This window comes from Cecembia rubra (genome assembly GCF_003014575.1).
In the GTDB taxonomy this organism is placed as follows: domain Bacteria; phylum Bacteroidota; class Bacteroidia; order Cytophagales; family Cyclobacteriaceae; genus Cecembia_A; species Cecembia_A rubra.
Genome location: NZ_PYGF01000001.1, coordinates 977,530 through 1,002,042, shown reverse-complemented (window position 1 = coordinate 1,002,042; position 24,513 = coordinate 977,530). Strand labels below are relative to the sequence as shown.

General features: G+C 38.6%; 27 protein-coding genes and 1 riboswitch. Of the genes, 15 read left to right on the top strand and 12 right to left on the bottom strand.

Annotated elements, in window-relative coordinates:
- Window positions 1–65: 65 nt before the first annotated feature.
- Window positions 66–503, top strand: coding sequence for a DUF2147 domain-containing protein (locus CLV48_RS04225; RefSeq protein WP_106565945.1), 438 nt, complete (start codon window positions 66–68; stop codon window positions 501–503).
- A gap of 7 nt (window positions 504–510) precedes the next feature.
- Here CLV48_RS04225 and CLV48_RS04220 read toward each other — a convergent pair whose 3' ends face one another.
- The 3 genes from CLV48_RS04220 to CLV48_RS04210 form a co-directional block, all read right to left on the bottom strand.
- Window positions 511–900, bottom strand: a complete 390-nt coding sequence (locus CLV48_RS04220) for a VOC family protein (protein WP_106565944.1) — start codon at window positions 898–900, stop codon at window positions 511–513.
- 4 nt (window positions 901–904) lie between these two features.
- Window positions 905–1,966 (bottom strand): homoserine O-acetyltransferase family protein, encoded by a 1,062-nt coding sequence (locus CLV48_RS04215; protein ID WP_106565943.1) that lies wholly within the window; start codon window positions 1,964–1,966, stop codon window positions 905–907.
- Window positions 1,967–2,063: 97 nt separating this feature from the next.
- On the bottom strand, window positions 2,064–3,368 hold the full coding sequence (locus CLV48_RS04210) for an O-acetylhomoserine aminocarboxypropyltransferase/cysteine synthase family protein (RefSeq protein ID WP_106565942.1): 1,305 nt from the start codon (window positions 3,366–3,368) through the stop codon (window positions 2,064–2,066).
- Window positions 3,369–3,543: 175 nt separating this feature from the next.
- Window positions 3,544–3,653, bottom strand: a riboswitch (SAM riboswitch).
- A gap of 154 nt (window positions 3,654–3,807) precedes the next feature.
- On the opposite strand from CLV48_RS04210, the gene CLV48_RS04205 reads away from it, so the two are divergent.
- Window positions 3,808–4,803 carry a DUF4097 family beta strand repeat-containing protein gene (locus tag CLV48_RS04205; protein WP_106565941.1) on the top strand — a complete coding sequence of 332 codons (996 nt, stop codon included), beginning with the start codon at window positions 3,808–3,810 and terminating at the stop codon, window positions 4,801–4,803.
- Here CLV48_RS04205 and CLV48_RS04200 read toward each other — a convergent pair.
- The 4 genes from CLV48_RS04200 to CLV48_RS04185 are packed head-to-tail and all read right to left on the bottom strand — an operon-like array spanning window position 4,796 to window position 9,605.
- Window positions 4,796–5,122 (bottom strand): YbjQ family protein, encoded by a 327-nt coding sequence (locus CLV48_RS04200; RefSeq protein WP_106565940.1) that lies wholly within the window; start codon window positions 5,120–5,122, stop codon window positions 4,796–4,798. The two genes, CLV48_RS04205 and CLV48_RS04200, sit on opposite strands and share 8 nt — an antisense overlap.
- A 59-nt stretch (window positions 5,123–5,181) precedes the next feature.
- Window positions 5,182–6,474, bottom strand: a complete 1,293-nt coding sequence (locus tag CLV48_RS04195; RefSeq protein ID WP_414734310.1) for an amidohydrolase family protein — start codon at window positions 6,472–6,474, stop codon at window positions 5,182–5,184.
- A 38-nt stretch (window positions 6,475–6,512) separates the two neighbouring features.
- Window positions 6,513–7,895: an amidohydrolase family protein gene (locus CLV48_RS04190; RefSeq protein ID WP_106565938.1), complete on the bottom strand. Its 1,383-nt coding sequence runs from the start codon at window positions 7,893–7,895 to the stop codon at window positions 6,513–6,515.
- 12 nt (window positions 7,896–7,907) lie between these two features.
- On the bottom strand, window positions 7,908–9,605 hold the full coding sequence (locus CLV48_RS04185; protein ID WP_106565937.1) for an amidohydrolase family protein: 1,698 nt from the start codon (window positions 9,603–9,605) through the stop codon (window positions 7,908–7,910).
- 246 nt (window positions 9,606–9,851) lie between these two features.
- Between CLV48_RS04185 and CLV48_RS04180 the strand changes: the two genes are divergently transcribed.
- From CLV48_RS04180 to CLV48_RS04135, 10 genes are all read left to right on the top strand, one after another.
- Window positions 9,852–10,214, top strand: coding sequence for a response regulator transcription factor (locus tag CLV48_RS04180; protein ID WP_106565936.1), 363 nt, complete (start codon window positions 9,852–9,854; stop codon window positions 10,212–10,214).
- Between the two features lie 75 nt (window positions 10,215–10,289).
- Window positions 10,290–11,426: a HEAT repeat domain-containing protein gene (locus tag CLV48_RS04175; protein WP_211299881.1), complete on the top strand. Its 1,137-nt coding sequence runs from the start codon at window positions 10,290–10,292 to the stop codon at window positions 11,424–11,426.
- On the top strand, window positions 11,426–12,847 hold the full coding sequence (locus tag CLV48_RS04170; protein WP_106565934.1) for a glycosyltransferase family 2 protein: 1,422 nt from the start codon (window positions 11,426–11,428) through the stop codon (window positions 12,845–12,847). Before CLV48_RS04175 ends, CLV48_RS04170 begins: the two co-directional genes overlap by 1 nt.
- 2 nt (window positions 12,848–12,849) lie before the next feature.
- Entirely contained in the window at window positions 12,850–14,124 is a 1,275-nt protein-coding gene (locus CLV48_RS04165) for a YaiO family outer membrane beta-barrel protein (protein WP_106565933.1), read from the top strand.
- Window positions 14,125–14,324: 200 nt separating this feature from the next.
- Window positions 14,325–14,681 (top strand): response regulator transcription factor, encoded by a 357-nt coding sequence (locus tag CLV48_RS04160; RefSeq protein WP_106565932.1) that lies wholly within the window; start codon window positions 14,325–14,327, stop codon window positions 14,679–14,681.
- Window positions 14,682–14,734: 53 nt separating this feature from the next.
- Window positions 14,735–14,992: a DUF3253 domain-containing protein gene (locus CLV48_RS04155; RefSeq protein ID WP_106565931.1), complete on the top strand. Its 258-nt coding sequence runs from the start codon at window positions 14,735–14,737 to the stop codon at window positions 14,990–14,992.
- 45 nt (window positions 14,993–15,037) lie between these two features.
- Window positions 15,038–15,691, top strand: a complete 654-nt coding sequence (gene msrA, locus CLV48_RS04150) for a peptide-methionine (S)-S-oxide reductase MsrA (protein ID WP_106565930.1) — start codon at window positions 15,038–15,040, stop codon at window positions 15,689–15,691.
- A gap of 62 nt (window positions 15,692–15,753) precedes the next feature.
- Window positions 15,754–16,257 carry a DUF4920 domain-containing protein gene (locus CLV48_RS04145; protein WP_106566138.1) on the top strand — a complete coding sequence of 168 codons (504 nt, stop codon included), beginning with the start codon at window positions 15,754–15,756 and terminating at the stop codon, window positions 16,255–16,257.
- Window positions 16,250–16,687 (top strand): hypothetical protein, encoded by a 438-nt coding sequence (locus tag CLV48_RS04140; RefSeq protein ID WP_106565929.1) that lies wholly within the window; start codon window positions 16,250–16,252, stop codon window positions 16,685–16,687. Before CLV48_RS04145 ends, CLV48_RS04140 begins: the two co-directional genes overlap by 8 nt.
- 3 nt (window positions 16,688–16,690) lie before the next feature.
- The gene (locus CLV48_RS04135) at window positions 16,691–16,930 is read left to right on the top strand and encodes a hypothetical protein (protein ID WP_106565928.1); all 240 of its coding nucleotides are present in this window, start codon (window positions 16,691–16,693) and stop codon (window positions 16,928–16,930) included.
- 30 nt (window positions 16,931–16,960) lie between these two features.
- On the opposite strand, the gene CLV48_RS04130 is transcribed toward CLV48_RS04135, so the two are convergent.
- Together CLV48_RS04130 and CLV48_RS04125 are read right to left on the bottom strand one after the other, a co-directional pair.
- A complete protein-coding gene (locus tag CLV48_RS04130; protein WP_106565927.1) occupies window positions 16,961–17,854 on the bottom strand; it encodes an HAEPLYID family protein in 894 nt (297 codons plus the stop codon).
- Between the two features lie 260 nt (window positions 17,855–18,114).
- Window positions 18,115–18,492 carry a hypothetical protein gene (locus tag CLV48_RS04125; RefSeq protein WP_106565926.1) on the bottom strand — a complete coding sequence of 126 codons (378 nt, stop codon included), beginning with the start codon at window positions 18,490–18,492 and terminating at the stop codon, window positions 18,115–18,117.
- A gap of 129 nt (window positions 18,493–18,621) precedes the next feature.
- Here CLV48_RS04125 and CLV48_RS04120 point away from each other — a divergent pair, with 129 nt between their 5' ends.
- Window positions 18,622–19,014: a DUF983 domain-containing protein gene (locus CLV48_RS04120; protein WP_106565925.1), complete on the top strand. Its 393-nt coding sequence runs from the start codon at window positions 18,622–18,624 to the stop codon at window positions 19,012–19,014.
- 257 nt (window positions 19,015–19,271) lie between these two features.
- Here CLV48_RS04120 and CLV48_RS04115 read toward each other — a convergent pair whose 3' ends face one another.
- Window positions 19,272–20,672: an alkaline phosphatase gene (locus CLV48_RS04115; protein WP_106565924.1), complete on the bottom strand. Its 1,401-nt coding sequence runs from the start codon at window positions 20,670–20,672 to the stop codon at window positions 19,272–19,274.
- A gap of 206 nt (window positions 20,673–20,878) precedes the next feature.
- Between CLV48_RS04115 and CLV48_RS20980 the strand changes: the two genes are divergently transcribed.
- Both CLV48_RS20980 and CLV48_RS04105 read left to right on the top strand, forming a co-directional pair.
- A complete protein-coding gene (locus CLV48_RS20980) occupies window positions 20,879–21,247 on the top strand; it encodes a DoxX family protein (protein ID WP_106565923.1) in 369 nt (122 codons plus the stop codon).
- Between the two features lie 6 nt (window positions 21,248–21,253).
- A complete protein-coding gene (locus CLV48_RS04105) occupies window positions 21,254–21,625 on the top strand; it encodes a DUF2237 family protein (protein WP_106565922.1) in 372 nt (123 codons plus the stop codon).
- 480 nt (window positions 21,626–22,105) lie between these two features.
- Here CLV48_RS04105 and CLV48_RS04095 read toward each other — a convergent pair whose 3' ends face one another.
- Both CLV48_RS04095 and proB read right to left on the bottom strand, forming a co-directional pair.
- Window positions 22,106–23,347: a glutamate-5-semialdehyde dehydrogenase gene (locus CLV48_RS04095; protein ID WP_106565920.1), complete on the bottom strand. Its 1,242-nt coding sequence runs from the start codon at window positions 23,345–23,347 to the stop codon at window positions 22,106–22,108.
- A complete protein-coding gene (proB, locus tag CLV48_RS04090; protein WP_106565919.1) occupies window positions 23,340–24,413 on the bottom strand; it encodes a glutamate 5-kinase in 1,074 nt (357 codons plus the stop codon). The genes CLV48_RS04095 and proB overlap by 8 nt, the downstream gene beginning before the upstream one ends.
- Window positions 24,414–24,513: the final 100 nt, after the last annotated feature.

Here is a 24,513-nt window from a genome sequence, read left to right as displayed (position 1 = left end):
AAAACAATTGGTAGTGTAAAAGTATTTAAATACTTTGAATTTCGGTTATGAAAAAAAGTTAAGAAATGATAAAAAGATCAGGATTGTTAATGGTTTTTCTGCTGTCCATCTTTATAGAGGCTGCTTCTGCCCAGAGAGCTTCGTCTATTCTTGGTAAATGGTATAATACAGAAAAGGATGCCATAATTGAAATTTTTGAAGAAGGAGGCAGGTATTTTGGAAAGGTGGTCTGGCTGAAAGAGCCTATGGTAAACGGGAAGCCCGTTTTGGACAGCAATAATGCGGATAGATCGAAAAGAAACAAACCTATTCTGGGCCTTAAACTTTTGGAGGATTTTGAATTCAAAAGTGGTATTTGGGAGAATGGGACTATTTATGATCCAAGAAATGGGAAGACATATTCCAGTACCATCAAGCAAAAAAGTGAACGTATCCTTGAAGTCAGGGGATTTATAGGTGTATCCCTCATAGGAAGGACTGTAGAATGGACTAGAGCGGAATAAAAAGATTTTATTCCCAAATACCTTTAGGAACAATTTCAAGAACATGGCCAAATGGGTCTTCAAAATAGAAACTTTCTAGTTCATTCTTCCATAATTGTTCATGGGTGATTTTAATACCCTTGTCCAAAAACTTCCTTTTTGTATTCAAATAATCTTCCTTATCCACTTCAAAGGCTATATGTTGTTTTCCATAAGCAAAATGAAGTGGAAGGGTTTTTTCATTTTTTGTGATTTCAGGTATAAAGCAAAGCAAAACAGAAGTGCCACACCTAAAGAAAATATGTCTTCCATCGACTTTTGAAATCACAGGCATTTCCAAAATGTAACCATAAAAATCCTCTGCTAGGTCAAGATCTGATATGTACAAACAGGTTTCCTTAATCTGTGAATATTTCATAGCATCAATCTGTAGAACTGTCTTCAAGGTAAAAACTTCTAAGATTATATTGGAGTTGCTCGTATTCTATTAAGAATGCATCATGACCCAAAGTAGAATGGATTTCTTTGTAGCTTCCTTTTTTAGTGCAATTGGCAATGAGTTGGGACTCTTCTTTGAGAAACAAAATGTCTTTGTCCACTCCAATGGCTAAAATCCGGCATTTGATTTCAGAGAGTGCTTTTTCATAACCACCTCTTCCTCTTCCTATGTCATGGCTATCCATGGCTTTACTCAATACCCAATAAGAAAAGGCATTGAAGCGATTGGCAAGTTTCTGACCTTGATACCTTAAATAGGAAGAAATTCTAAAGTTGTCAAACTTGTCCACATTTTCGGATTGTTTTAATTCGAAATCTTTTGGATGTCTGTAGGAAATCATGGCAATAGCCCTGGCTGCTTCCAGTCCTTTTTTACCAGCATCAGGATGTTTTTCACCCCAGGAGGCATCCGCTTCGATGGCCATTCTTTGGCTTTCATTAAAACCAATAATCCAGGGAGTAGCTTTGGCATTGGATGCCAAGATAATTGTGTTTTTAACTTTTTCCCCTAAAGTATAAGCCCATTCCAGTGCTACCTGACCACCAAGTGATCCTCCTATTAGGGTATGGATTTTATTTATTCCCAAATGTTCTCGAAGTATATCCAATGTCCGGGCCAAATCTCTTGTAGTTAGATTGGGGAAATCATAATAATAGGGTTGACCTGTACCGGGGTTTTCCGAAAGAGGATTTGTGGAGCCATAACATGAACCCAATAAATTGGCGCAAACAATAAAATGCTTTGAAGAATCATAAAATTTATCTTCCCCTACCAGTCCACTCCACCAGTCCTGTACATTGGCATCTCCGGTAAGGGCATGGATAACCCAGATCACATTGTTCTTGCTGGGGCTAAGGTAGCCTTGTGTTGTATAAGCTATGTCAAATCCATTCAGTTTTTCACCGGATTCCAATTCCAATACACCTTCATGTGTGTAGGTTTCCTGCGCCATGTCAATTATCAGGTAATTACTTGCTAAATTCATTACAGAAAGGGTTGTTCCTTTTTTTTGTCCTTTGGGGAATTATTCCCCAAAGGACAGGTTTAAATAGGTTTTATTGAGGTAAAGCTTTGGTTCAATATTAAGCTATACTGGTAAAGGCATGTTGTAAGTCCTCTTTTATGTCTTCAATATGTTCGATGCCCAGCGATAGACGCAATAATGTCGGAGTGACACCCGCAGCCAGTTGTTCTTGTTCACTTAACTGCTGATGGGTAGTGGCAGCTGGTTGGATAATAAGGGTTTTAGCATCTCCCACATTGGCAAGATGGGATATCAGTTTAAGATTATTGATAAAGGCTGAGGTACTTGCTTTATCTCCCTTTAACTCAAAGCTAAGGACACCACCATAACCGTTTTTTAGGTATTTCTTTGCCAAGGAATGATAAGGAGAGGAGGGAAGTCCTGGATAATTCACTTTTTGAACTTGAGGATGGGACTCCAGCCATGAAGCGATTTCGAGCGCATTATCCACTGTCCTTTGCACCCTGAGGGACAAGGTCTCTAAGCCTTGGAGCAAAAGAAAGGAGTTGAAAGGACTTAATGCCGGACCAAAATCCCTAAGTCCTTCCACACGTACCCTGATGGCAAATGCAATATTGGGCAGTCCTAAGGGGTTGTTCTCTCCAAAAATTTCCCAGAATTTAAGGCCGTGATATCCTTCAGAAGGTTCAGTAAACTGTGGGAACTTTCCATTGCCCCAATTGTAATTTCCTCCATCAATAATGATACCTCCTATGGAAGTACCATGGCCTCCTATCCATTTGGTTGCAGAAGAGGTGACTATATGGGCACCATGCTTTAAAGGCTGGAAAAGATACCCTCCTGCACCGAATGTATTGTCTACAATCAATGGCAGATCGTATTTTTTAGCAAGACTGGCTATGGCTTCAAAATCAGGTATATTGAATTCTGGATTGCCGATAGTTTCCAGGTAGATGGCCTTGGTATTTTTGTCAATGTGCTTTTCAAAATCTGCCGGATGGTTACCATTGGCAAACCTTGCCTCTATGCCAATTCTTTTAAACGCGACTTTGAACTGGTTGTAAGTTCCACCATACAGAAATGAGGTGGAAACGAAATTATCACCCGCTTGAAGGATATTGTTTAAAGCCAGGAATTGGGCTGCTTGACCAGAGGAAGTGGCCACAGCAGCAACCCCGCCTTCAAGGGCTGCTACTCTTTTTTCAAATACATCCGTTGTGGGGTTCATGATCCGGGTGTAGATGTTTCCGAATTCCTTCAATGCAAAAAGGTTGGCTCCGTGATCTGCAGAGTCAAAAACATAAGATGTGGTCTGATAAATAGGTACAGCCCTTGAATTGGTGGTAGGATCCGGGCTTTGGCCTGCATGTAGTTGTAAGGTTTCAAATCGGTAGTTGGACATAACAATAAGAATTTAATAGTGGAAAATGTTTTTTTCAATCCTATAGAGTGAATAGGAAAGATGTAATTTAACAACAAAATCACATGCAACAATGCAGCGTTTTGTTTTTCGACGAGAAAAGAAACTTTAGGGATTTAACCTTTAATGCTGGTTTTTGTAAATTCATGACGTTCAGAATTTATATTTCCGGAAGACAATATTATCGGCCGGCAGGAATTGGCACCTTGGATTTTCCAGGTTGCCAGAGGGTCGTAGAGCCTGTCTCTCGCCTCTTCTTTATAAATCCTTCACACAAAAAGTGAAAGACAGTACAAAATAAAAGGTGGTCTTTTTCTTATGCAAGAGAAGTGTTGAAAATATTTTCTGTTTGGTTAGTATTTTCGAAAAACTGGCATTTGTTTCGCAGTATAATAACACTTGTTAAACCTTTAATTGTTACATGAAAAATAGTCCATTAGCAATCGGAATTAAACCATTGTTTCTCCGATCAAAAATTGCCCACTCATTTCGCTTATTCTTGTTGGGGCTAGTTTTAAGTTCGCTTACAAGCTGTCTTGGCGATGATTTATCGGTAGTATCAGAAATCCAGCAGGATTTTGAAGGGATTACAAATATTGAGGTAGATGCGGAATTTCTCGAGGTAAAGTATACCGGTGCGAGCGGTAGGCAAGTATTGAGTTTGGATGCAGAATTGCGTTCTAATTCCAGTAAGAAATTTGAAGTGAAATATAGGGTAGTAGGAAGTACACTATTTATTTCTGTAGAGACAAACAACAGGTTATTCAGTGGAGGCGCAAAGGCAGATGGTCATATCAGGTTGACGGGGCCTAGGACTATGCTGCTGAATTTAGAAGCTGGTTCAGGGAAAGTAATTATCGAGAATGTTGTCAGCCCTTCTGCTGAGATAGAGGTGGGGTCAGGTGAAATTATTGTCAAAAACGTTGCTATTCCACGCCTTAATGTGGACTTAGTGTCTGGTAGGGGCAAAATTGAGGACGTATTGGGCAATATAGAAACAAGTGTTTCCTCTGGTAAACTTGAAGTGTTGAGAGTGGAAGGGAATGTGGAAGCAGAATCTGCCAGTGGTGAAATAGTTCTAAAAGATGTTACTGGATTGGTAAATGCCCAAACAGTTTCGGGTAAGATTGAGATGGCCAATGCAAGAAGAATAGGTGATATTTCTATTTCTTCAGGACAATTGTTTGCCACCAATTCCGGGTTAAGCCCTCAGACTGCCTTAAAAGCATCATCTGGAAATATTTATATCCAGACAAACAGCAATCTGAGGGATTTTAATTTCAACATTACCGTAGGAAGCGGTTCAGCCAGAGTAGGGACTTCTCTTTCTGCTACTGGTACATTGAATATCAATAATGGTTCTTCCAATACCATCAGAGGCGAAGTAGGTTCGGGCAAAATTGAAATAGTCAATTAAAGACTTTTTCAATTTTTACGGCTGTGCCGGCCGCCGTTACCATTAACATGCCGTCTCTAATGGTCTCATAATCCAGGTCAATGCCAATGACAGCATTAGCTCCCATGGCTTTGGCCTGCATTTCCATTTCGGCCATTGCTGTTGCTTTTGCTTCTCTCAAGACCCGCTCATAGGCTCCTGATCTGCCGCCTACAATATCTGTAATACTGGCAAAGAAATCCTTGAAAACATTAGCGCCGATAATGGTTTCACCAGAAACAATGCCCAAATAAGCTGTGATTTTGTAACCCTCTAGGTGGGGCGTAGTGCTGACTATCATAATTTTATTCAAAAAAAAGCCGCAGCCAATATCGGCTGCGGTCTAAACTTAAATCAGATTTAATTTTTTTCCAAACCTGGAGATCTTTCAAGGAATTCCTGGTACAACTTAATATGCCTGCTGCTCATAGGTACCCTGTAGCCGTCAATAAACACATGTAGGATTTGGGATTTGGTTTCAAATGGATCTCCAGTAGAGACAAATAAGGTAGCATCTTTTCCTACTTCAATAGAGCCCATCTTATCTGCAACTCCAAATACTTCTGCAGCATTGATAGTAATTGCTTTTAAAGCTTCTTCTTTACCCATACCGTAGGCTGCTGCAAATCCGGCATTGAAAGGAAGGTTCCTTGTGTTTTCGGCATCATTGCTTCTGATAACAACTTTCACTCCAGCTTTGGCCATTTTGCCTGGATTGGTATAAGCAGCGTCATATCTGTCGGATTGGCGGGTTGGTATAGATAACATTGGGCCAACAATTACAGGTAAGCCAGCGGCTGCAATTTTATCTGCGACTCTCCAACCTTCGGCTACTCCCATTAGGATGGCTTTTGCATTTTTAGACTGAATCCATTCAATGGCAGAAAGAATATCAGTTGCTGCATTCACCTCAACGAGTAGAGGTAATTCCCCTGCCACTACTTTTGAAAGTTGCTCCATTTCCGGATAGTATTGTAATTCTGCTTTGGCTTTCTGCAATTGATGATATGTCTCTGCTCTGCCCCAGATTTCGTTCAGGGTTTTCTGTGCTGCTTCAGCTTCTTTTTTGATGTCTTCATCACTTCTCCTGTCCCAGGTACTGCGACGGGCGGAAGAAGGGAAATTTAAAACAACACCTTTGAATCCCGCATACATCTGGTCTGGAGTATAGCCATTCAGATTAATCAATGCTGCAGTTCCAGGGAAAAGTCCTCCCGAAGGCACCGCTAAAGTAGTTGTAACCCCACTTACCCTTGTTACAGGAATAGCTACAGAATTGGGGTTGACCGCTACCAAAGCCTGCATATTTGGGGTGACCTGTCCAATTTCTGCATAATCTTGGGTTTCTGGCAAAGAATTGACTTCTACAAGTCCCAATCGGCTTCCAGCATCCATCATTCCCGGATAGATGAATTGTCCGCTACAATCTATGACTTCTGCATCATTGGCCTGGATATTCTTTCCAACCGCCAGGATTTTGCCGTTTTCTATCAAGACACTTCCATTCTCTATGTTTCCTTTTGTCACAGTGACAACAGTGGCATTTTGGAGCAGGAATTTCCCTGTTCTTGGCTTGACAAATTCCCCATCAAACTGTGCCTGAACTAAAATAGGCAAAAGTGCAAGGATAAGGCTGTATAATAATTTTTTCATATCTTTCATGGTCTAACTATTTAATCCTTGGCAGGAAATTAATGTGTGTGATTAAATAGGTTTCTACCAAAATTGGTAAAGAAGAAATCCACACCGTGCATGCACCTGTGCTCATGTTCTCTGAGGAATATAGGCTCAAGTGCCTCACTGGCACTTACCTTTAATCTCATGTCATCAGGATCTTCGTTGATATCAAAATATTTGACGCCATCCACAAAAGTCATCTGAGGAATAGCATATACAGAAAGGGGATGTCCGTCGAATAGAACCAAATCTGCTTGTTTACCTTCTTCAATGGATCCTACTTTGTCAGCAATGCCCAATTGCTTGGCCGGATTGATGGTAATCAGGGCCAAGGTCTGGTCATCATCCAATTGACCATAACGTTGGGCTTTACCTGCTTCATGGTACAAATGCCTGATCAGTTCACCGGAATCTGAGTTTATTGAGGTAATGACACCATTTTCCATTAGGATGGCTGCGTTGTAAGCAGTGGAATAATAAACCTCAAATTTATAGGCCCACCAATCTGCAAAAACGGAAGCTCCCATGGTATATTCTGCCAATTCTGGTGCTACTTTAAATCCTTCATTAACATGGGAAAAGACGATGTTTTTGATTCCGAATTCCCTACATGTATTGATCAGGGCGTAGATTTCATCTGCCCTGTAAGAATGGCAATGGATTATAATTTTTCCGTCCAATACATCGGCCAATGTTGCCAATCTGCTGTCATATTTAGGAGGGACAGGCTTAGCACCTTTTTGTTTTTGGGCATTTTCATAATCTGCCCAAGCTTTTTTATACTGAATAGCTTCATTAAATCCATTTCTGATCACAGCATCCACGCCCATTCTGGTTCTAGGCTGTATGCCATTTCCCCTTCCATGGACCCTTGTTGGATTTTCTCCCAAGGCAAATTTAATTGTCCTTGGAGCGTCTTTCATATGGAGATCTTCAGGATTGGAAGTGCCATACCTGTGTTTTAGAGTAATGTTTTGCCCACCTATTGCATTGGCAGAACCATGCATAGCATGAGAGATAGTAACACCTCCGGCCAATGCCCTGTATATTCCAATGTCATAAGGGTTGACCACATCTCCCATTTTTACTTCGGAAGTGATGGGGGCAGTAGCCTCATTGACTGCATCCAATGCTACATGGGAATGGGCATCAATTATTCCCGGCATAAGATATTTTCCCGTTCCATCAATGCATTGAATATTGGAAGCATTCAGGTTCTTTCCTATTCTTTTTATGATGCCATTTTCTACAAGTACATCAGTGTTTTCAAGAGTTCCATTGGTCACTGTAAGCACTGTCGCATTTTTGATTAAAACGGAGCCTTTTTGGGTTTGAGCTATTGTCACGAAACAACCCAAAATCAAAAAGGCGCTTAAGATATATTTTATCATTTTCATGTCTCTTCGAAATTATTGGTTGAGGTGGTTTGGCTTTTTAACAGCATTAAATGGGAAACTTCCAAATTCGCTCAAGGACATGCTTCCACTGAAATCACCATCAGTAATTTCTCCGGAAACTGATACTTCAAGTGACATGCCACCAGCAGAAACATTGAATGTGAATGAAAGATTATTCCCTGACAAAATGATATTGTTCATGGGAGAACTCGCTTTTCCACTTCCTGAAGGATTATCATAGGAGATTGTTCCTTTATAAGAAGTGCCATCTCTTTTGATTTCCATTGTTCCTCCAGAACTTCCAGCAGGTGTATCAGAAGTATAATCCCATATCCCGGATAAATCCACAGCTTTTCCGTTCCCGTTATTGTTTGATTTTTTGTTGTTGACCTCGTATTCAAAAACATATCCGTCTGCAACAACATATTTGATCTGGGCTTCTTCTGCAAATAGCGGAGCAGTACTGATAACCATATTGGCTAATTTTCCTTTTTCTAATGTGCCTGCAAATTTTTGAATGCCCAGAATATTGGCATTGTTAATCGTTAGCGCTGCTAATGCAGCGTTTTCGCTTAGGCCATTGGCAATCATCAATCTGATGTTTTTATACATCTCATTACTTCTTCCTCCTAATGAAGTAAATCCAAATGGGATTCCAGCAGCTTCTAATTTCCCTGCTTCGCCCAATATTTGTATATAAGCGTCCTTAACCTTTTGAGTCCGGGCTTTCATTTCATCGGATAACCCTTCTGTATTTGAATTGGCGGTTTTATCATTAGGCAACCTAAAGCTTACCAGGACTTGGGCATTGGAAGATTTGATGGCATCTAATGCAAAATCCATATCAGTAATTCCAGCAACTACCAGCCTGAAACCGTTCTCTTTTTGGAGCATTACAGCTCTTCTTAGTTCCAGATCATTGGAAACTTCATATAACACTGGAATGCTTTTATCTAATACAGGGAAGAAGGCTTCAAGCGTTTTGTTTATTTCAGGTCTGGACAAACCGGAATTTGAGGCGAATAGCCTCATATGCTGAGAAGATAACTCAGCATTCTTATAAAGGTCCCTGAATTTGGCCATGATACCCAATTGGGTACCTGGATACATTCCTCTACCACCACCAGTGCTTCTGAACCTCGCTGCTAATGCTGTATTTTTGGCAAGTATATTGTTGGATTCTTTTCCTCCATAGGTGACAATTGCAGACTTACCTGGAAGCATTCCGCCTTCAGGAACAATTTGGGCCACAGTAAATCCGACTTTTCTCCAGTCGTTGATTTGGCTGTTTTTGATGTCATAATGATCCAATACACTTCGCCAAGGAGTAATTCCTGCAAATTCATCCGGAGGATTTGATGGGTCAAAGTTGGCAGGTCTTTCAGGATCATTTGGTCTTAGGACACCAATTGAGGTGGCACCATCTATGAAGCCAGGATATACAAATAATGAATCTCCTTTAATCGTCTGAGCATCTATTGGTATTCTGAGATTGGAACCAATAGCCTCAATTAGTCCATTTTTGATGATGATAGTAGCCCCTTGTTGGGTTTTTCCGGGAGCAATGGTAACAGTAGCATTGGTAATTGCAAAGGTTCCTGTAACCCTCCTTTCTCCTGTTGGATCACTTTGACCAAAAGAAATGGAAGTGATACAAAATACCAAATAAAATAAGCTACTGAATACCTTAGGTTTGAAGCGGATATTCATGTTGGTTGGATTGATTTTTGGTTTTATATTCAAAAAGAAAGCTAACAAAAGAAACGCGCGGGAAAAATATATTTTTTTTTAAAAGGCTAAATCGGTTAAGAACGGCAAATAATTTCTTACATAATACAAATTAATTAATTTGTATTTTTTTATAAAATTTTTATACAATTTTAAGTTTGCACGCCCTTGTTTTTTATATTTTTTAATTTTTATATTTATCCCGTAAATCGTTCAAATCTTTTGATTATGAAGAATATATTGGTCATTGAAGATGACAAGCTTATATCTGGGCTAGTCATATTTAGATTAAGAAAGGAAGGATTCAATATCACCCTTGCTGAAGACGGGATGGATGGAATCAGGAAATTTGATTCCACTGAACCAGATCTTGTCATTACAGATGTATTAATTCCTCACCGTGGCGGAATTGAAATTGTGGAGTATGCCAAAAAGAAAAGACCTAATTGTCCAGTTTTAGTGTTGAGTAGTATGGGGGAAGATGAGGACACTGTTATCAAGGCATTTCAAGTAGGCGCTTCCGATTTTATGCCAAAACCATTTCACCCAAATGAATTAGCATTTAGAGTTAAGAGATTAATTGAGAATTGAACTGCCTCAATAAAATTTCCCTAAGCTTTTTTATATTAACAGCTACTTAATCACATTACATCAACAAAAATCAACATGTCAGAATTCTTGTCTTTAATGACAAAGTGGGATTCTTTTGTTCAATTTGGAGAAGGCGGCCAACACTATGTGTTTGCAGGTCTATCTGATTTGGCCATTTTAATCCTTAGTTTGTCAGTTTGCGTAGTTATAGTTTATTTACTATACATCAGGTCAGTAAAATTATTTCGAGAGAAAATCAAAAAGCTTGTCCAGTACAAAATCAATGGGTTCTTTTCCGAACTTATTTTTTCAGATGGACAGATGGAGAGCGATTATGATGAAAAAATCAATGAATTCAAGAAAAAGGTACCCCTCCATAAGGATTGGTGCAAAGACCTGTTAATTCAGAATATTATTGATTTGGATAAAAACCTTAAAGGTCAAAGCAAAGAACTGTTGCTTTCGGTTTTTTTTAAATTAGACCTCTTGGGTTATACCGAAAAACTGGTCAATTCGAGCACATGGTATTACAAAACCAAAGGTATTTCTTATTGGAAAGAGCTGAATTACAGTAATGCTGCTGAAAAGATTTATCCTCTGATTTTCCATGATAACCATTATATACGGTCATCAGCTTTGATTGCATATATTTCTCTCTCCGAGGTTAATCCCTTGAATGTATTGGAGGAGTATGGAGATTCTATAACGTATATAGAATCTTTGAATCTAATGGAAGTAATTCAAAGAAGGAAGATTAAAAAGCCTAAAAACCTTGTCAATTGGTTGAAATTTGAAGAGGAGTCAAAACTTATTTTTGCACTTAAATTAGTGGCTTATTACAATGATCTGGATGCCGCTGGAGCTGTTGTACAGACCTTGGAATCACCTAACAGCAAAGTCAGACATGAAGCAATCAGGTGCATTGGAAAGCTTTATTATTTTGATGCTGAACAGGATTTAATCTCCATGTTTTTCAATGAACCAGAAGAAAATCAGGTAGAAATTATCCGTGCACTTAAAGAAATCGGCAGCCAGGATTCTGTTGATTTTTTACATTACATCTTGGGGCTAAATAAAGGCTCTGAAATTAAAATCAATGCCATGTATGCTCTTAAGTCTTTGGATGCTGGATTTATCAAAAATGAAATCCAAAATAATAAAGAGTTGGAATTGGTCAGAAAACATGTTAAAAACCCGTATCTGGAAGTATAATGGAATTTTATCTAAAAACATTTGAGTGGTTTGTGGCAGGATATGCCACCGTATATATTCTCATCTATTTTTTAATGGCAATTTTATCTTTTTGGGCCATCAAACTGTATAATAATGCAAAATACAATATAAAAGATGAAGTATTAGTCAAGTCCAACCATTTACTGGGGGTTTCAATTATTGCCCCTGCATTTAATGAGGAGTTAAACATTATCCATAATGTTAAGTCTTTACTGTCCTTAAATTATCCAAAGTTTGAAGTAATTATTGTCAACGATGGGAGTAAGGATAATACGCTTCAGAAGCTCATAGATAAATTTGAATTGGTGAAGGTGGATTTTTATTACAATGAAAAAATACCGACACAAAAAGTGAAAGGGCATTACAAATCAACTAATCCTGTTTATTCCAAGCTTTTGGTTGTGGATAAGGAAAATGGGAAAAGTAAGGCAGATGCTTCCAATGCAGGAATCAATTCGGCTAAGTACCCTTTATTTATCTGTACAGATGTAGATTGTATCCTTAGGAGTGATACAATCATGAAACTGGCCAAACCTTTTATGACCAACAAGCAGAGAGTGATAGCCACCGGAGCACCTATCCGGGCTTCAAATTCCTGTGAAGTAAAGGATGGTTTTATGGTCAAAGTCCATTTTCCTAAAAATTGGTGGGCATCATTTCAGGAATTGGAATACATCCGGTCTTTTTTATTGGGAAGAATGGCCTGGAGCCAGATTAATGGTTTGCTCTTAGTTTCTGGAGGATTAGGGATGTTTGACAGGGAAATTGCCATTGAAGCAGGGGGGTATTGGCACAGATCATTGGGAGAGGACATGGAACTTATCACCAGAATGAGAAAGGTGATGTATGAAAGGAAGGAGAAGTTTAAGATACTATATATACCTGAATCACTTTGTTGGACAGAAGTGCCTGCTACCAAGGAAGTCTTTATAAGGCAAAGAGTAAGGTGGGCAAGGGGTTTGGTTCAAACCTTGCAGCTTCATAAGGATATGATGTTCAGACCAAAGTTTGGAAAAACCGGTTTTCTTATCATGCCTTATTTTTTTATCTATGAATTTCTGGTTCCCATCATGGAAGTTTTAGGTATTATAAGTCTGATACTTGCAATGATATTCTTGGATTTGAATATGATGTATTTCCTTAAAATCACCTTTGTGGTTTACCTTTTTTATCTACTCGTTACTCTCCTTTCTGTGTTATGGGATGAGAGTTTTTATGGGCATTATGCCAAAAGGAGGGAACTTCTTCAATTGGTGGGAAAGGCCATCATTGAACCCATAGTTTATCACCCTTTCAATCTTTACGCTTCAATCAAAGGGTATTGGTATTTCTTTACCAATAAAGAGCAAAAGTGGGGCAATATGCAAAGACAAGGATTTAACACAGTAAAAAAGAGTTAAAAATGAAAATCAGATTCATATATATAGCATTGGTTCTTATCACTTTCAGCCAGTTTTTTGCTAAAGCAAAGGCACAACAAATTGATACTGATAGCTTGTTGTTTGCTGCCCTGGAAATGGCCAAAGAAGATAAGGAAAAAACAAAAGCAATTTCCATGGCCAGATTAGGAGCAAATTTGGCCCCAAACTACCTGGATTTTCATCTGTTGTTAGGCAGACTTTACAAAGAAACAGGAGGAATAGATAGTGCAAGGTATTACCTTCATTATGTAATTGATGCCAATCCAGATTATAAGGATGCATTCAGCCATCTATTGAGGTTGGAATACGATGAAAGGAATGCGTATAGCGGCCTGAAGGTTTCGGAGCAGGCCATTGAAAAATACCCTGAGGAAGTCAGCTTTTATACATTCAAACATGGTTTTATTCAATTGAAACGTGATGAAAGGGAAGAATTTGACTTTCTAAAAAAAGCAATTAGCCTTTTTCCCGAGCAATCATCATTTAGGCAAAGATTGAATTTATTAGAACTTCGATTGGAGAATGACAGGATTGGCACCAACTACAGCTTGACAGTATTTGATAGGGATGGTGTGGGCCCTTGGCATTTGACAGGTTTACAATATATCAGGGAAAGAAGGTGGGGTTCATTGATAGGAAGAGTTAATTATGCCAACCGATTAAGTTCAGGAAGTACCATTGACTCAGGTTTTCAATATGAATTGGAATCTTACTTTTTTACAGGGAGGAGATCCTATTCATATGTAGGTTTGGCTTATAGCCCAAGTACAGTGTTTCCAGAGCAGAGGTATGGCTATTCATTCTTTCAAAACCTTGACAAGGGTTGGGAGTGGGAAATCGGTGGAAGGTATACATCTGTCGTGCCACCAGAGGGACGTCGGGATTTTAGGTCTTTGATTTTTGGCCTAGGAAAGTATGTGGGTTCATGGTGGATCAACCTGCGCTCGTTTGTGCAGAATGAGGATAATCAATATTATCCGGCATTTACCTTGACTACCAGATATTATTTGAATACCAGGTTTGATTATTTCACCCTAATTACTGGCTATGGAACTTCTCCAGATGAAAGACAGACCTTGGGGCAGTTTGAGAACAGGGTTGCTTTGGATTCCTGGAGAGGGGGAGTTGGTTATTTCCGATTGATTGGTAAAAAATTTGTCACAGGAACCCAGCTGATGTACAATTACCAGGAATATCACCCGGGAAGAACTCAGCAGGAACTGGAATTTTCAATTCTACTCCAGTATAAATTTTAATATTGGTTTAAGGGAAAACAGTAATTTAAAGGAATGGCATCTACATTAGGTTCAGGTAACTTTAGACTTTGATTGGGTGATAAAAAATGAATTGGGATGTATTATTTTGATGAAATGACACGCCAATTTGAAAAGTTTTTCATTTATTTGCCCGGGCTTTGATTTATTCCATTTAAAGGATTAAGCCCTCAAATTAGTTCATGAAAAAAATATTATTAATCGAAGACGACGAGCTGATCCTAAAAATGGTACAGTTCAAATTAAAGAAAGAGGGATTTCAGGTTTATATCGCCAGAGATGGTGACAGTGGAATCAAAGCCTTTTTGGATATTAAGCCTGATCTTGTCATAACAGATGTAATGGTACCTTTTAAATCAGGATTAGAAGTAACATATCTGATCAAAAAGGATCATCCTAAAACCCCAGTTATTGTGCTTTCTGCTTTGGGAGAGGAGGAAAACTCGGTAAAACAGGCATTCCAATTGGGAGCTGATGATTTTATTTCCAAACCATTTAATCCCAATGAATTGATGTTGAGGATTCAGAGATATATCTGAAATTATATTGAAAATTGAACAGGGAATTTGACAAAAATTCCCTTTTTTGTTTCATGAAAATGGAGGAGAAAGCTGATAACATACTTGAGATGGCCATCCTGGAAATGGGACGAATGAGAAAAGGAGGTACATTTTGCCCATCTGAAGTAGTGAGATGGATGTATCCTCAAGACTGGCGCTTTTTTATGGACGATGTAAAAGAAGTAATGATGAAATTATACAGGGAGGGGAAAATTACGGTATTCCAAAAAAATAATCCTGTGGATATTCATTCTATTCCAAAAGGTCCTGTAAGAATAAAATTAAAATAAACTTCTCTTAGTGATTTCTGTTAAGTAAGAAACTGAGGCAATATCATGAAATACCTTTCTATTCTGAGCCTAATATTTTCTATCATGAACACGGCCTGTGCGCAAGGGCCAACAAAAAAAGAAAAAGCTATGCAAGAATTACCAAAAACAGTAGTGGAAGTGCCACAAGGCTGGGAAATAGCAACTTTGGGCGCTGGTTGCTTTTGGTGTACCGAAGCGATTTATCAAAACCTAAAAGGCATTGAACAGGTGCGCTCGGGCTACAGTGGAGGCCATATCCCTAATCCCTCCTATAAGCAAGTGACTTCAGGGACTACCGGGCATGCAGAAGTCATACAATTCTATTATGACCCTAGCACCATCTCTTTTGAAGAAATTCTTGAAATTTTTTGGTCAACTCATGATCCTACAACACTCAACAGGCAAGGGGCAGATGTGGGTCCGCAGTACAGATCGGCTGTCTTTTTCCATTCGGAAGATCAAAAAGCTCTGGCTGAATTTTATAAGAAGAAATTAGATGAATCAGGGGCTTTTAATAAACCCATAGTGACAGAAATTACGCCGTTCAATAATTTTTATGTTGCTGAAGATTATCATCAAAACTATTACAATGACAATGGAATGCAACCTTATTGTCAGTTTGTCATCAGACCAAAACTCGAGAAATTTAAAAAAGCATTTGCGGAAAAATTAAAGTAAGCGTATATCAGGTTGTTTTGGAGAACAATTCCATTCTGATTAGTTTTGAAAAAAATCCGACTATGAAAAACACACTTATTTACAGTCTATTGACCTTATTGTTGCTGACAGGATGTGCTGGCAACCAAGCCGATAATACCACTACAGCATCCTCCAAGGATGATTTGCCAACAGGTTTTTTTGGAGAAAAAATTAATGATGCAGGTGTAGTTTCTTTGCAGCAATTGGTATCTTTTCTTGAAGATTCGGAGGAGTTTACCGGAAAAGTAAAAGGTGAAATCAAGGAGGTGTGTTCCATGAAAGGGTGCTGGATGACCATAGACCTTCCAAATGGGCAGACCATGCGGGTGACATTCAAAGATTATGGTTTTTTTGTTCCTAAAAATTCTCAAGGTTATCCGGTGATAATCGAAGGGATTGCGACTAAAAAAATTACCGATGTGTCTACTTTAAAGCACTATGCCGAAGATGCAGGTAAAACTAAAGAGGAGATTGATGCTATTACCTCTCCCAAGCAGGAGTACGCGTTTGAAGCCATAGGTGTTATTATCCAGGAAAATGCATAAATACTTATTATTTGTTTTTTTCTTTTTGATTCTGATGGGAGTTTCCTGTAGCCAAAAAAAGGAACCTGAAGTAAACAAATTAAGTTTCTATCCAAATGATGATGCTCCTTTGGCCCTTTTGATGCGTGAAATGTTTAAGGATATGGAGGATATGCGGAATGCTATCGAAAATGGAGATGAAATCAGATCTTACTTGAAGAAGCATGGAGAGCTTTTACATGCTAAACCCACTAATCCGGAAGTCAAAACAACAACATTTGAATTAATGGGCAATGCATATCTGGAAAGCCTTAAAATATTGGAAGAAAGCCCACAGGCTTTACTCAAGGATAATTACAGATTGGTGGTTCAGACCTGTTTGGCTTGCCACCAACAATACTGTCCTGGTCCTATAAAAAGAATCAATTTGTTGAATAAAGAAGCCGCATAAATTATGGCCATAGCCTTAGATAATTTGAGGGTTGGTAGGTTCTATGAATTCACCAATCAAGGCGAAAAAAGAAGATTGGAGGTTTTGGCGAGGTTATCCTCCGACAATTTTAAAGTAAAGGATATAGACACTACAGAAATTTATACCATAGAGGAGCTTCTTAGATGGGGGAAAGGTAAAGATTATGAGCTGGATGAAATCATAGGTATGGAAAGCAAAGGGATTATACCCAAACAGTTTTAAATAAAAAAAAGACCACTTCAGTGGTCTTTTTTAATGGAATGTTCTGAATCCTGGCTCATATATTATCCTTACAAAGGAACTTATACTTTCCCTTTCCCTATTGATAGGAATCCCTGTCACTATACCTATCATTAGGTTTTCAGCCAATCCAACGCGCATTTGTGGTCTTAATACAGTTTCAAGTTTGCCTTGGTGGAGCTCTTTATTGATTTCTAATCCGATAAAGTTCCTTGTTCCTGTGATCATGTAATGGAAATTGGTATTGATGTCATAGATAAATGAACTTCTTTGGTTGAATTCTTTTTCAATTCTTGGTCCTGTGTAAACAAGGGTGTGATAATTCATCCCCCATCTTTTTGCGGCTACCAAAAAGGGATTGAAAATATTTCCTTTAAAGAGGTCACCTTGACCAAATTTGTTCAGATCTACAAATTCAAATTCATGTATATAACCCAATGCCAAAGTGGTTTTGGCTTTTTCGGAAACCAAAAAAGACCATTGTGTAGCCAATTTGAGGGATTCCACTCTATTGGAAGGTTTTTCGAGATCACTTGGAAGACTTCCTCTCGCACTGTATAATGTAATCGGTACTTCAATTTCAAATCCTAGCCGATCTATTGGGGCCCATTCATATTCCACCAGGGCTTCATATTTATCAAAATCTCTTTTGTCAAACATTCCAAATCCCAAGTTCCATTCTTTTTCTCCTTTCCTTGCGCCAAGATCCCGGATAAGGTCAATATACAAAGGCTCTGCGTGGAGAACCTTTGGTTTTTGGTTAGGCTTTACCTCCTCAAATTCCTGAAGGAAAAGACTGTCCAGAATAGCCCTTTCTATTTTCAAACTATCTATCTCATCCTGGGCAAGAACATTTGTGCCAAATGCACAAAAGAGAATAATTAGACAAATACTTCTTAATTTCATTTTGTAAAATGCTTTTTTCAGTTTTGCCGGATAACAGCTTATTTATTCAATAACTCATTTTTCCGAAAGTTTTTACTCACTTTTTTATTGAAGGTTTCACCGGAGCATTCCAAAAAATTCAATTCGTTGGCTTAACACGATCTAAATTCAAATGCATGGGGAAATACTTGAATTTAAATTCAGTCAATAGTATATAAAACATTGATAATCAAATGTTTATTTCTGTCTTGTTGAACTTTTTTGAAAATGGCTTCAGGTGCTTATACCATCCGTGGAGGTGGAGCATTTACATCCTTTTTTAGAGATTCAAAAAGATTGGCGTAAAACTCACCGTATGTCCTCTCTTTAAAAGTTACCTTTTCAACAGAATTTAAATTTTTGGATAAGTAATGAAATTTCAGGTCAGAAATTTTCTTTTTTTCGTGAGGAATCTCTGTATCAGGAATTGTCTCTTCGTCCATTTCCAAAATAAATTCCAGAACAAGCTCAGTAAGGGAATCTATAGGGTCCTGATGTCTAAGTAAGGATGAATCCATGACGGAAGCATGGTAAAAATTTGCTGTAAGATTGATGAAATTGACCAATAGGGCCATTACAATCACTTTAGAGAGTTTGCTTTTTTTCAATCTTAACAACATGTTTCAAAATTAGGGATTTTTCTATTAATTAGATTTTCCTAGAAAATTTCTAATGATTTTTTAATGGTGACAATAATCACTTTTTGGAACTGAATAATAATTAAATTAGCGTCTTGTTAGGAGATGAGTATGAAAAACAAAAGTTTGGGAGCAGCAATGCTCCATGGTAAATGCCCAAGTTGTCGTGAAGGAAATATTTTTCCTACGCGGGTATTTAGTTATAGAAAATTGACGGAGGTTAATCATCAATGTCCCAAGTGTGATGCCGTATTGACTCCGGAACCGGACTTCTTTTATGGGGCCATGTACATATCCTATGCGTTTTCAGTGGCATTGATGGTGACCGTATTTACTGCGATCAATATTTTGGTGGATCATGCGCCTTTATCTACTTACCTTATAATAATTATTGTCAGCAATATTTTACTATTACCTCCGATGCTTAGGTATTCCAAAATACTTTACCTCTATGGCTTAGGTAAGCTGAAATATAATCCCGAAAAAGTAAAGATCAGGAAATAGAAAAATCAGGTAGTTAATTGGCTACCTGATTTCGTTTTTAGATTTGTATGATTGTCCGCTTTCATGCCAGTAGAATAATCACAATAGAATAAACCTAAGATTTCAAACCAATATCAATGAATAACTTGTCCGCCGAGGCGGATCCAATATCTATTAATATCAGGTTGATTTAAGACCCAATTTAAATTGGTTACTGGTCTAATTGCGGATATACATATAGATTTTTTAATAGAAAACGTTTTTGGGATTGACTTCTTTTAGAGGAATAAATTCCTTTCTGCACCAACTGCTTCCAGCATGAAATTGTGCAGTTCGTAATTGCGGACAAATCCTTTCAATTTTTCGCTTCCCGGTCCATACATGGCCAATTCAACATGGTCTGCGGAATGGTTTGTACCTGCCCATTGAATGGATGTGTAAGATGATTGTAGACCTGCCAATTGATGGAATGGAAGATTGGAAGGGTTATAGAGTCCATCGTCCCCTACTTTGTAGGAGGCCAAAATCGCTTCAACTTCTTCATTTTTCAATGGAATTTTTTGATACTCCATAAATAGATCCCTGACCCTACCTGAAGTAAAAGAGGGTTCAATCTGGTTCAAAACCCATTCATTGGAGGCTTTGGTTTCATAAAGTCTTTCAAAGTTTTTATTTGCCTGATTACTGTAGAAAAGCCCAGGGTTAGAATTTCCGTGGTCTGTGGTCATGATGACAAGGGTATCTCCATTGTTTATGGCAAAATCCATTGCCACCTTGACAGATTCATCAAAATCCAATTGGTCATAAAGAAGGGCAGGGGCATCATTTCCATGGGCAGCCCAATCAACCTTGCCACCTTCAACTTGCATCACAAAACCATTTGGTTTGTTTTTGAGAATGTCCAGCGCTTTTGTGGTCATTTCAGCAAGAGAAGGCACCGTCTCTTTGAGGCCTGGGTCGTTGATCCTGTCGATGGCATAAGGAAGTCCTTCATCAGCAAAGATCCCCATAATAGGTTTGTCGCCTTTGGTCTGTTGCAGTTCCTTAGTGTTCCTTACCAGGTCAAAGCCAGTTTGCCTGTACGCTTCAAAAAGGTCCCTTTTATCTTCCCTTCTTTCGGGACTGAAATAATTTGCACCACCACCAAGCATAACGTCAAATCTCAGGCGCAGGTAATCTTCAGCAATTTCCGGCATGGCGTTCCTGCTGCCATTGTTGACACAAAATGAAGCAGGTGTGGCATGTGTGATCTGAACACTGGTAACGCATCCCACTGCTTTTCCCATAGACTTAAATTTTTGAAGAATTGGTACTGGGCGTTCACCATTTGGTCCAATATTTAGGGCACCATTTCTTACGCGTATTCCTCCGCCCCAGGCAGAGCCTGCAGCTGCTGAGTCTGTGACGAAAGAATTGGCAGAGGCAGTTTCCATTAAAGCCCTTTTGACCTGGTTTGTTTCATATAGATTGATCCAGGTAGAGGGCTTACCATATTTATGACGCATGAGGATATCAGCCATATTCAAGGTACCTGAACTCATACCATCACTTACCAAAAATATTATGTTTTTAGCGATACCATTATTTCTGTGATTTGCTGCTAAGGTAGGATAGGAGCCAAAAGCGCCCAAACCCAAGGTGGTCAATATCCCATTTTTGAAGAAATCCCGTCTTTTCATTTTTTCTGATGTATGTGAAACCTTAATACTTCTACTAATTGAATGCAGGGTAAGTTAAAAGGTATAGAAATCTAATCCTTTCATTATTAAACCAAAGGCCGGATTTTGGGTTTAATAGCTATGAAAACCGCTAAAAGGCTGACCGAAGATTTATATTTAATCAGCTAAGCAATCAAAGTTCATATTCAATAATTGAGGATACTCTCATGGTTCAAAAAATTCTTGTACTTGGATTGGGTCTTTTTTTTATCATTGCTGGATTGAATCATTTTATCCAACCTGAATTTTATTTTCCATTGATTCCTCCATATTTACCTTGGCCTAGTTTAATTAATTATGCCTCGGGATTCTTAGAAATCATACTTGGATTGGCAGTTCTATTACCGTCTCTCAGAAAAATTTCTGCTTGGTGTATAATTATTTTGATGATCCTTTTTATTCCTTCCCACGTATATTTCATCCAGATAGGTAGTTGTATCCCGGATGGATTGTGTGTTCCGGTTTGGTTGGCTTGGATTAGGTTATTGATTATCCATCCCCTCCTTATGTTTTGGGCATGGATATTTACTAAATAAAAAAAGATGGCTAAAAATGTTTTTGGTGAACCAATCATGGTTTGCAGTTCTAATCCGGTAACAGGATTTTATAGAAATGGCTGCTGCGATACAGGATATGAAGATCAAGGGACGCACACCGTTTGTGCCGTCATGACCCAGGAATTTCTGGAATTTAGCCAAAGGCAGGGTAATGATCTTATCACTCCTAGACCAACTTGGGACTTCCCTGGTCTTAAATCAGGAGACCGATGGTGCCTTTGTGCCAGCAGGTGGATGGAGGCCTACCATGCAGGAGTAGCACCTTTTGTAGTGCTTGAAGCTACCCATGAAAAAACTTTGGAATACCTCCCATTAGAAGAATTAGTGAAATTTGCCACAAAAAAAGAAAGAACATGATGTTTAGTTTATTTCCTTGAAAGCTTAATTTGGTTAAATCCAATAAGATATTCATAAGGATAATGTTTTTTGCCATTGAAGCGCACAATTTTTTATCCTGATCTAGGATACTCTCAGGGAATTTTGGAGAATATCGGTTTATCAGGAATTTTTGGTTTCAGGTGGTCATATTCCTGAAGCTTTGATTATAGGTTTGGTGAAAATCCATAAGGATAGGAACTTAGAGAGGGGATGGGATACTTGGATTGGGAGCTAGATTTGGATTTGAAAAACGGGAAATACTCAGCCTACTAATCCTGATCAAATTTGGAGGAAGGTTTCCTGATTGCTGCACCAATATGGAATAGTGGATATAAGTTTCTACCCTTAGATGGTTGGTTTAATTTCAGAGTAGATTTTTCATCTATTAAAGATGAATATAGAAATGCCATTCCTGATCCTTCTTGGATGCCATTTCTCTGCTTTGGCTGTAACATCTGATCAGCCCCGGATCTGACCATTGCCCTGTATTACCCACTTGTATGATGTAAGTTCTTTTAGAGCCATCGGGCCTCTTGCATGGAGTTTTTGGGTACTGATGCCTATTTCTGCTCCTAATCCAAATTGATTGCCATCGGTAAATGCTGTTGAGGCATTGGCATATACAGCAGCTGCATCTACTTCATTCAAAAAGCGCCTTATATTTTCCTGGTTTTCAGATATAATGGCTTCACTGTGTTTAGAGCTATTTTGCGCAATATGCTCCAGAGCCTGTTCCAAATTGCCGACAGTTTTAATGGCCATTTTCAATGAGAGAAACTCTGTACCAAAATGGTCTTTTTCAGCAGGCTTAACCAAAGGATGTGGAGATAGGGCCCCGAAAGCCTTTTCATCCGCATAGACTTCTACTCCTTTATCCAAAAGTGGTGCTACAATTTGTGAAAGTTCATTAATTCGATTTTGATGTATAATCAGGCAATCCAAGCTGTTACAGACACTTGGTCTTCTGGTTTTTGCATTCAGGATGATGGCTTTTCCTTTTTCCAAGTTTCCTGTTTCATCAAAATAAGTGTGAACAATGCCTGCACCTGTTTCAATGACCGGTACTTTTGAATTGGATCTTACAAAATCAATGAGCCCTTGACTTCCTCTCGGAATGATGATATCTACATAGTTTACAGCTTCCAATAATGCTTGTGTTGCCTTTCTATCTGGGGGAAGCAACAAAAAAGCCGCTGTTGGAAAACCAGATTTTTCCAATGCCTGATGGATGACTTTCATGATGGCCTTATTTGAATTTGTTGCATCAGAACCTCCTTTAAGTACCAGTGCATTACCTGACTTCAAGGCCAGGCAAAAAACATCAAAAGTCACATTGGGACGGGCTTCATAGATTACTCCTAAAACTCCTAAGGGCACTGAGATTTTCCTGAGCTCTAGCCCATTATCAAGCACCCTTTTTTCCAATTCAAGGCCCAATGGACTGGGTAAGTTTTTAACTTGATTTACCTCCTCCAAAATGGAAAGAATCCTGTCACCTGTCAGCATTAACCTGTCATATTTGGGGTCTTTTGGATCCATTTTCGCAAGGTCTAACTGATTAGCTTCCAATATTTCAGGTATGGCAATTTTGCTCATTGCTACCAGCGTATCCAATGTTGTTTGAATTTGCTGTTCAGTAACTTGGCTAAGTTTCCTGGAGGCTGTTTTTAAGGCCTTAAAAACGCTTTCAAATTCACTCATGGGTAAAAAGATATAGGTAGTCGTAATGGATAATTGGTTTCTGCTTTTTTTGACCGGTTTTTTCTATTAAGGCTTTTATACCGTATTCTGCTCTTCCAAGACCGATCCTGTTGCCTCTTTCGTCTATAATTCTTAAGATATCTCCTTTTTCAAAATCACCGGAATAGGAAATTACCCCCACAGGAAGAAGACTACTTATTTTATTTGAAAACAAAGCATTTTTTGCTCCTTCATTGATTCTTATTTCCCCTTTGTAGTATTGTTCCCCGTGGGCCAGCCATTTTTTTGGACTTTGTTTGACCTGTGAAGGTTCAAATTGGGTACAAATAGCACTTCCATTTAGGATATCATTTAGTATGGCTTCTCTTTTGCCGTTGGCAATAAATACACTTATTCCTAGATTGGCAGATTTTTTTGCCATGTTCAATTTTGTCAACATCCCACCTCTGCCAAATGAAGACTTACTGGCTTGAATAAAGCTGGATAAATCTTGGGTTTGCTGATCTACGTGTTGGATAAGCTTCGAATCTTGAAGTTCTGGAGGTCCGGTATAAATGCCATTCACATTGGTCAAAAGGATAAGTGTATCTGCATTGATCATGGCCGCCGTCAAACTTGCTAGCTCATCATTGTCTGTGAACATTAACTCTGTAATCGCAACCGTATCATTTTCGTTGATCACGGGGATGATACTTTGAGAAAGTAGTCCCTCAATACAGTTTTTCATATTGAGGTAATGCTTTCTATCCCTAAAATCCTCCTTGGTGACTAAAATCTGTGCTATTGAATGTCCTAATTCGGAAAACAACTGTTGGTAAGTATGGATCAAGGCTATCTGACCATTGGCTGCCCAAATCTGTTTTTTTAGGACCGGGTTGGTCTTTTCTGGTAATAGAATGTTTTTTCTACCAAAAGCAACGGCCCCTGAAGTCACCAATACAACCTTTATACCTTTGTTTTTTAAAAAAGAAACCTGTGTGCATAATGACTTGATTCTTGAAAAATCAGGCATTCCGTCTTCTTGCGTAACTACATTAGATCCGATTTTTATTACACAGGTTTGCAAAGGAAGTGTCGATTGATTGTGGGATTGGTACAAAAATAAGCTTATTGTTAATAATGTTGCTATATAAATGCCAATTCTTGATCAAATCAGAAAAAATAAT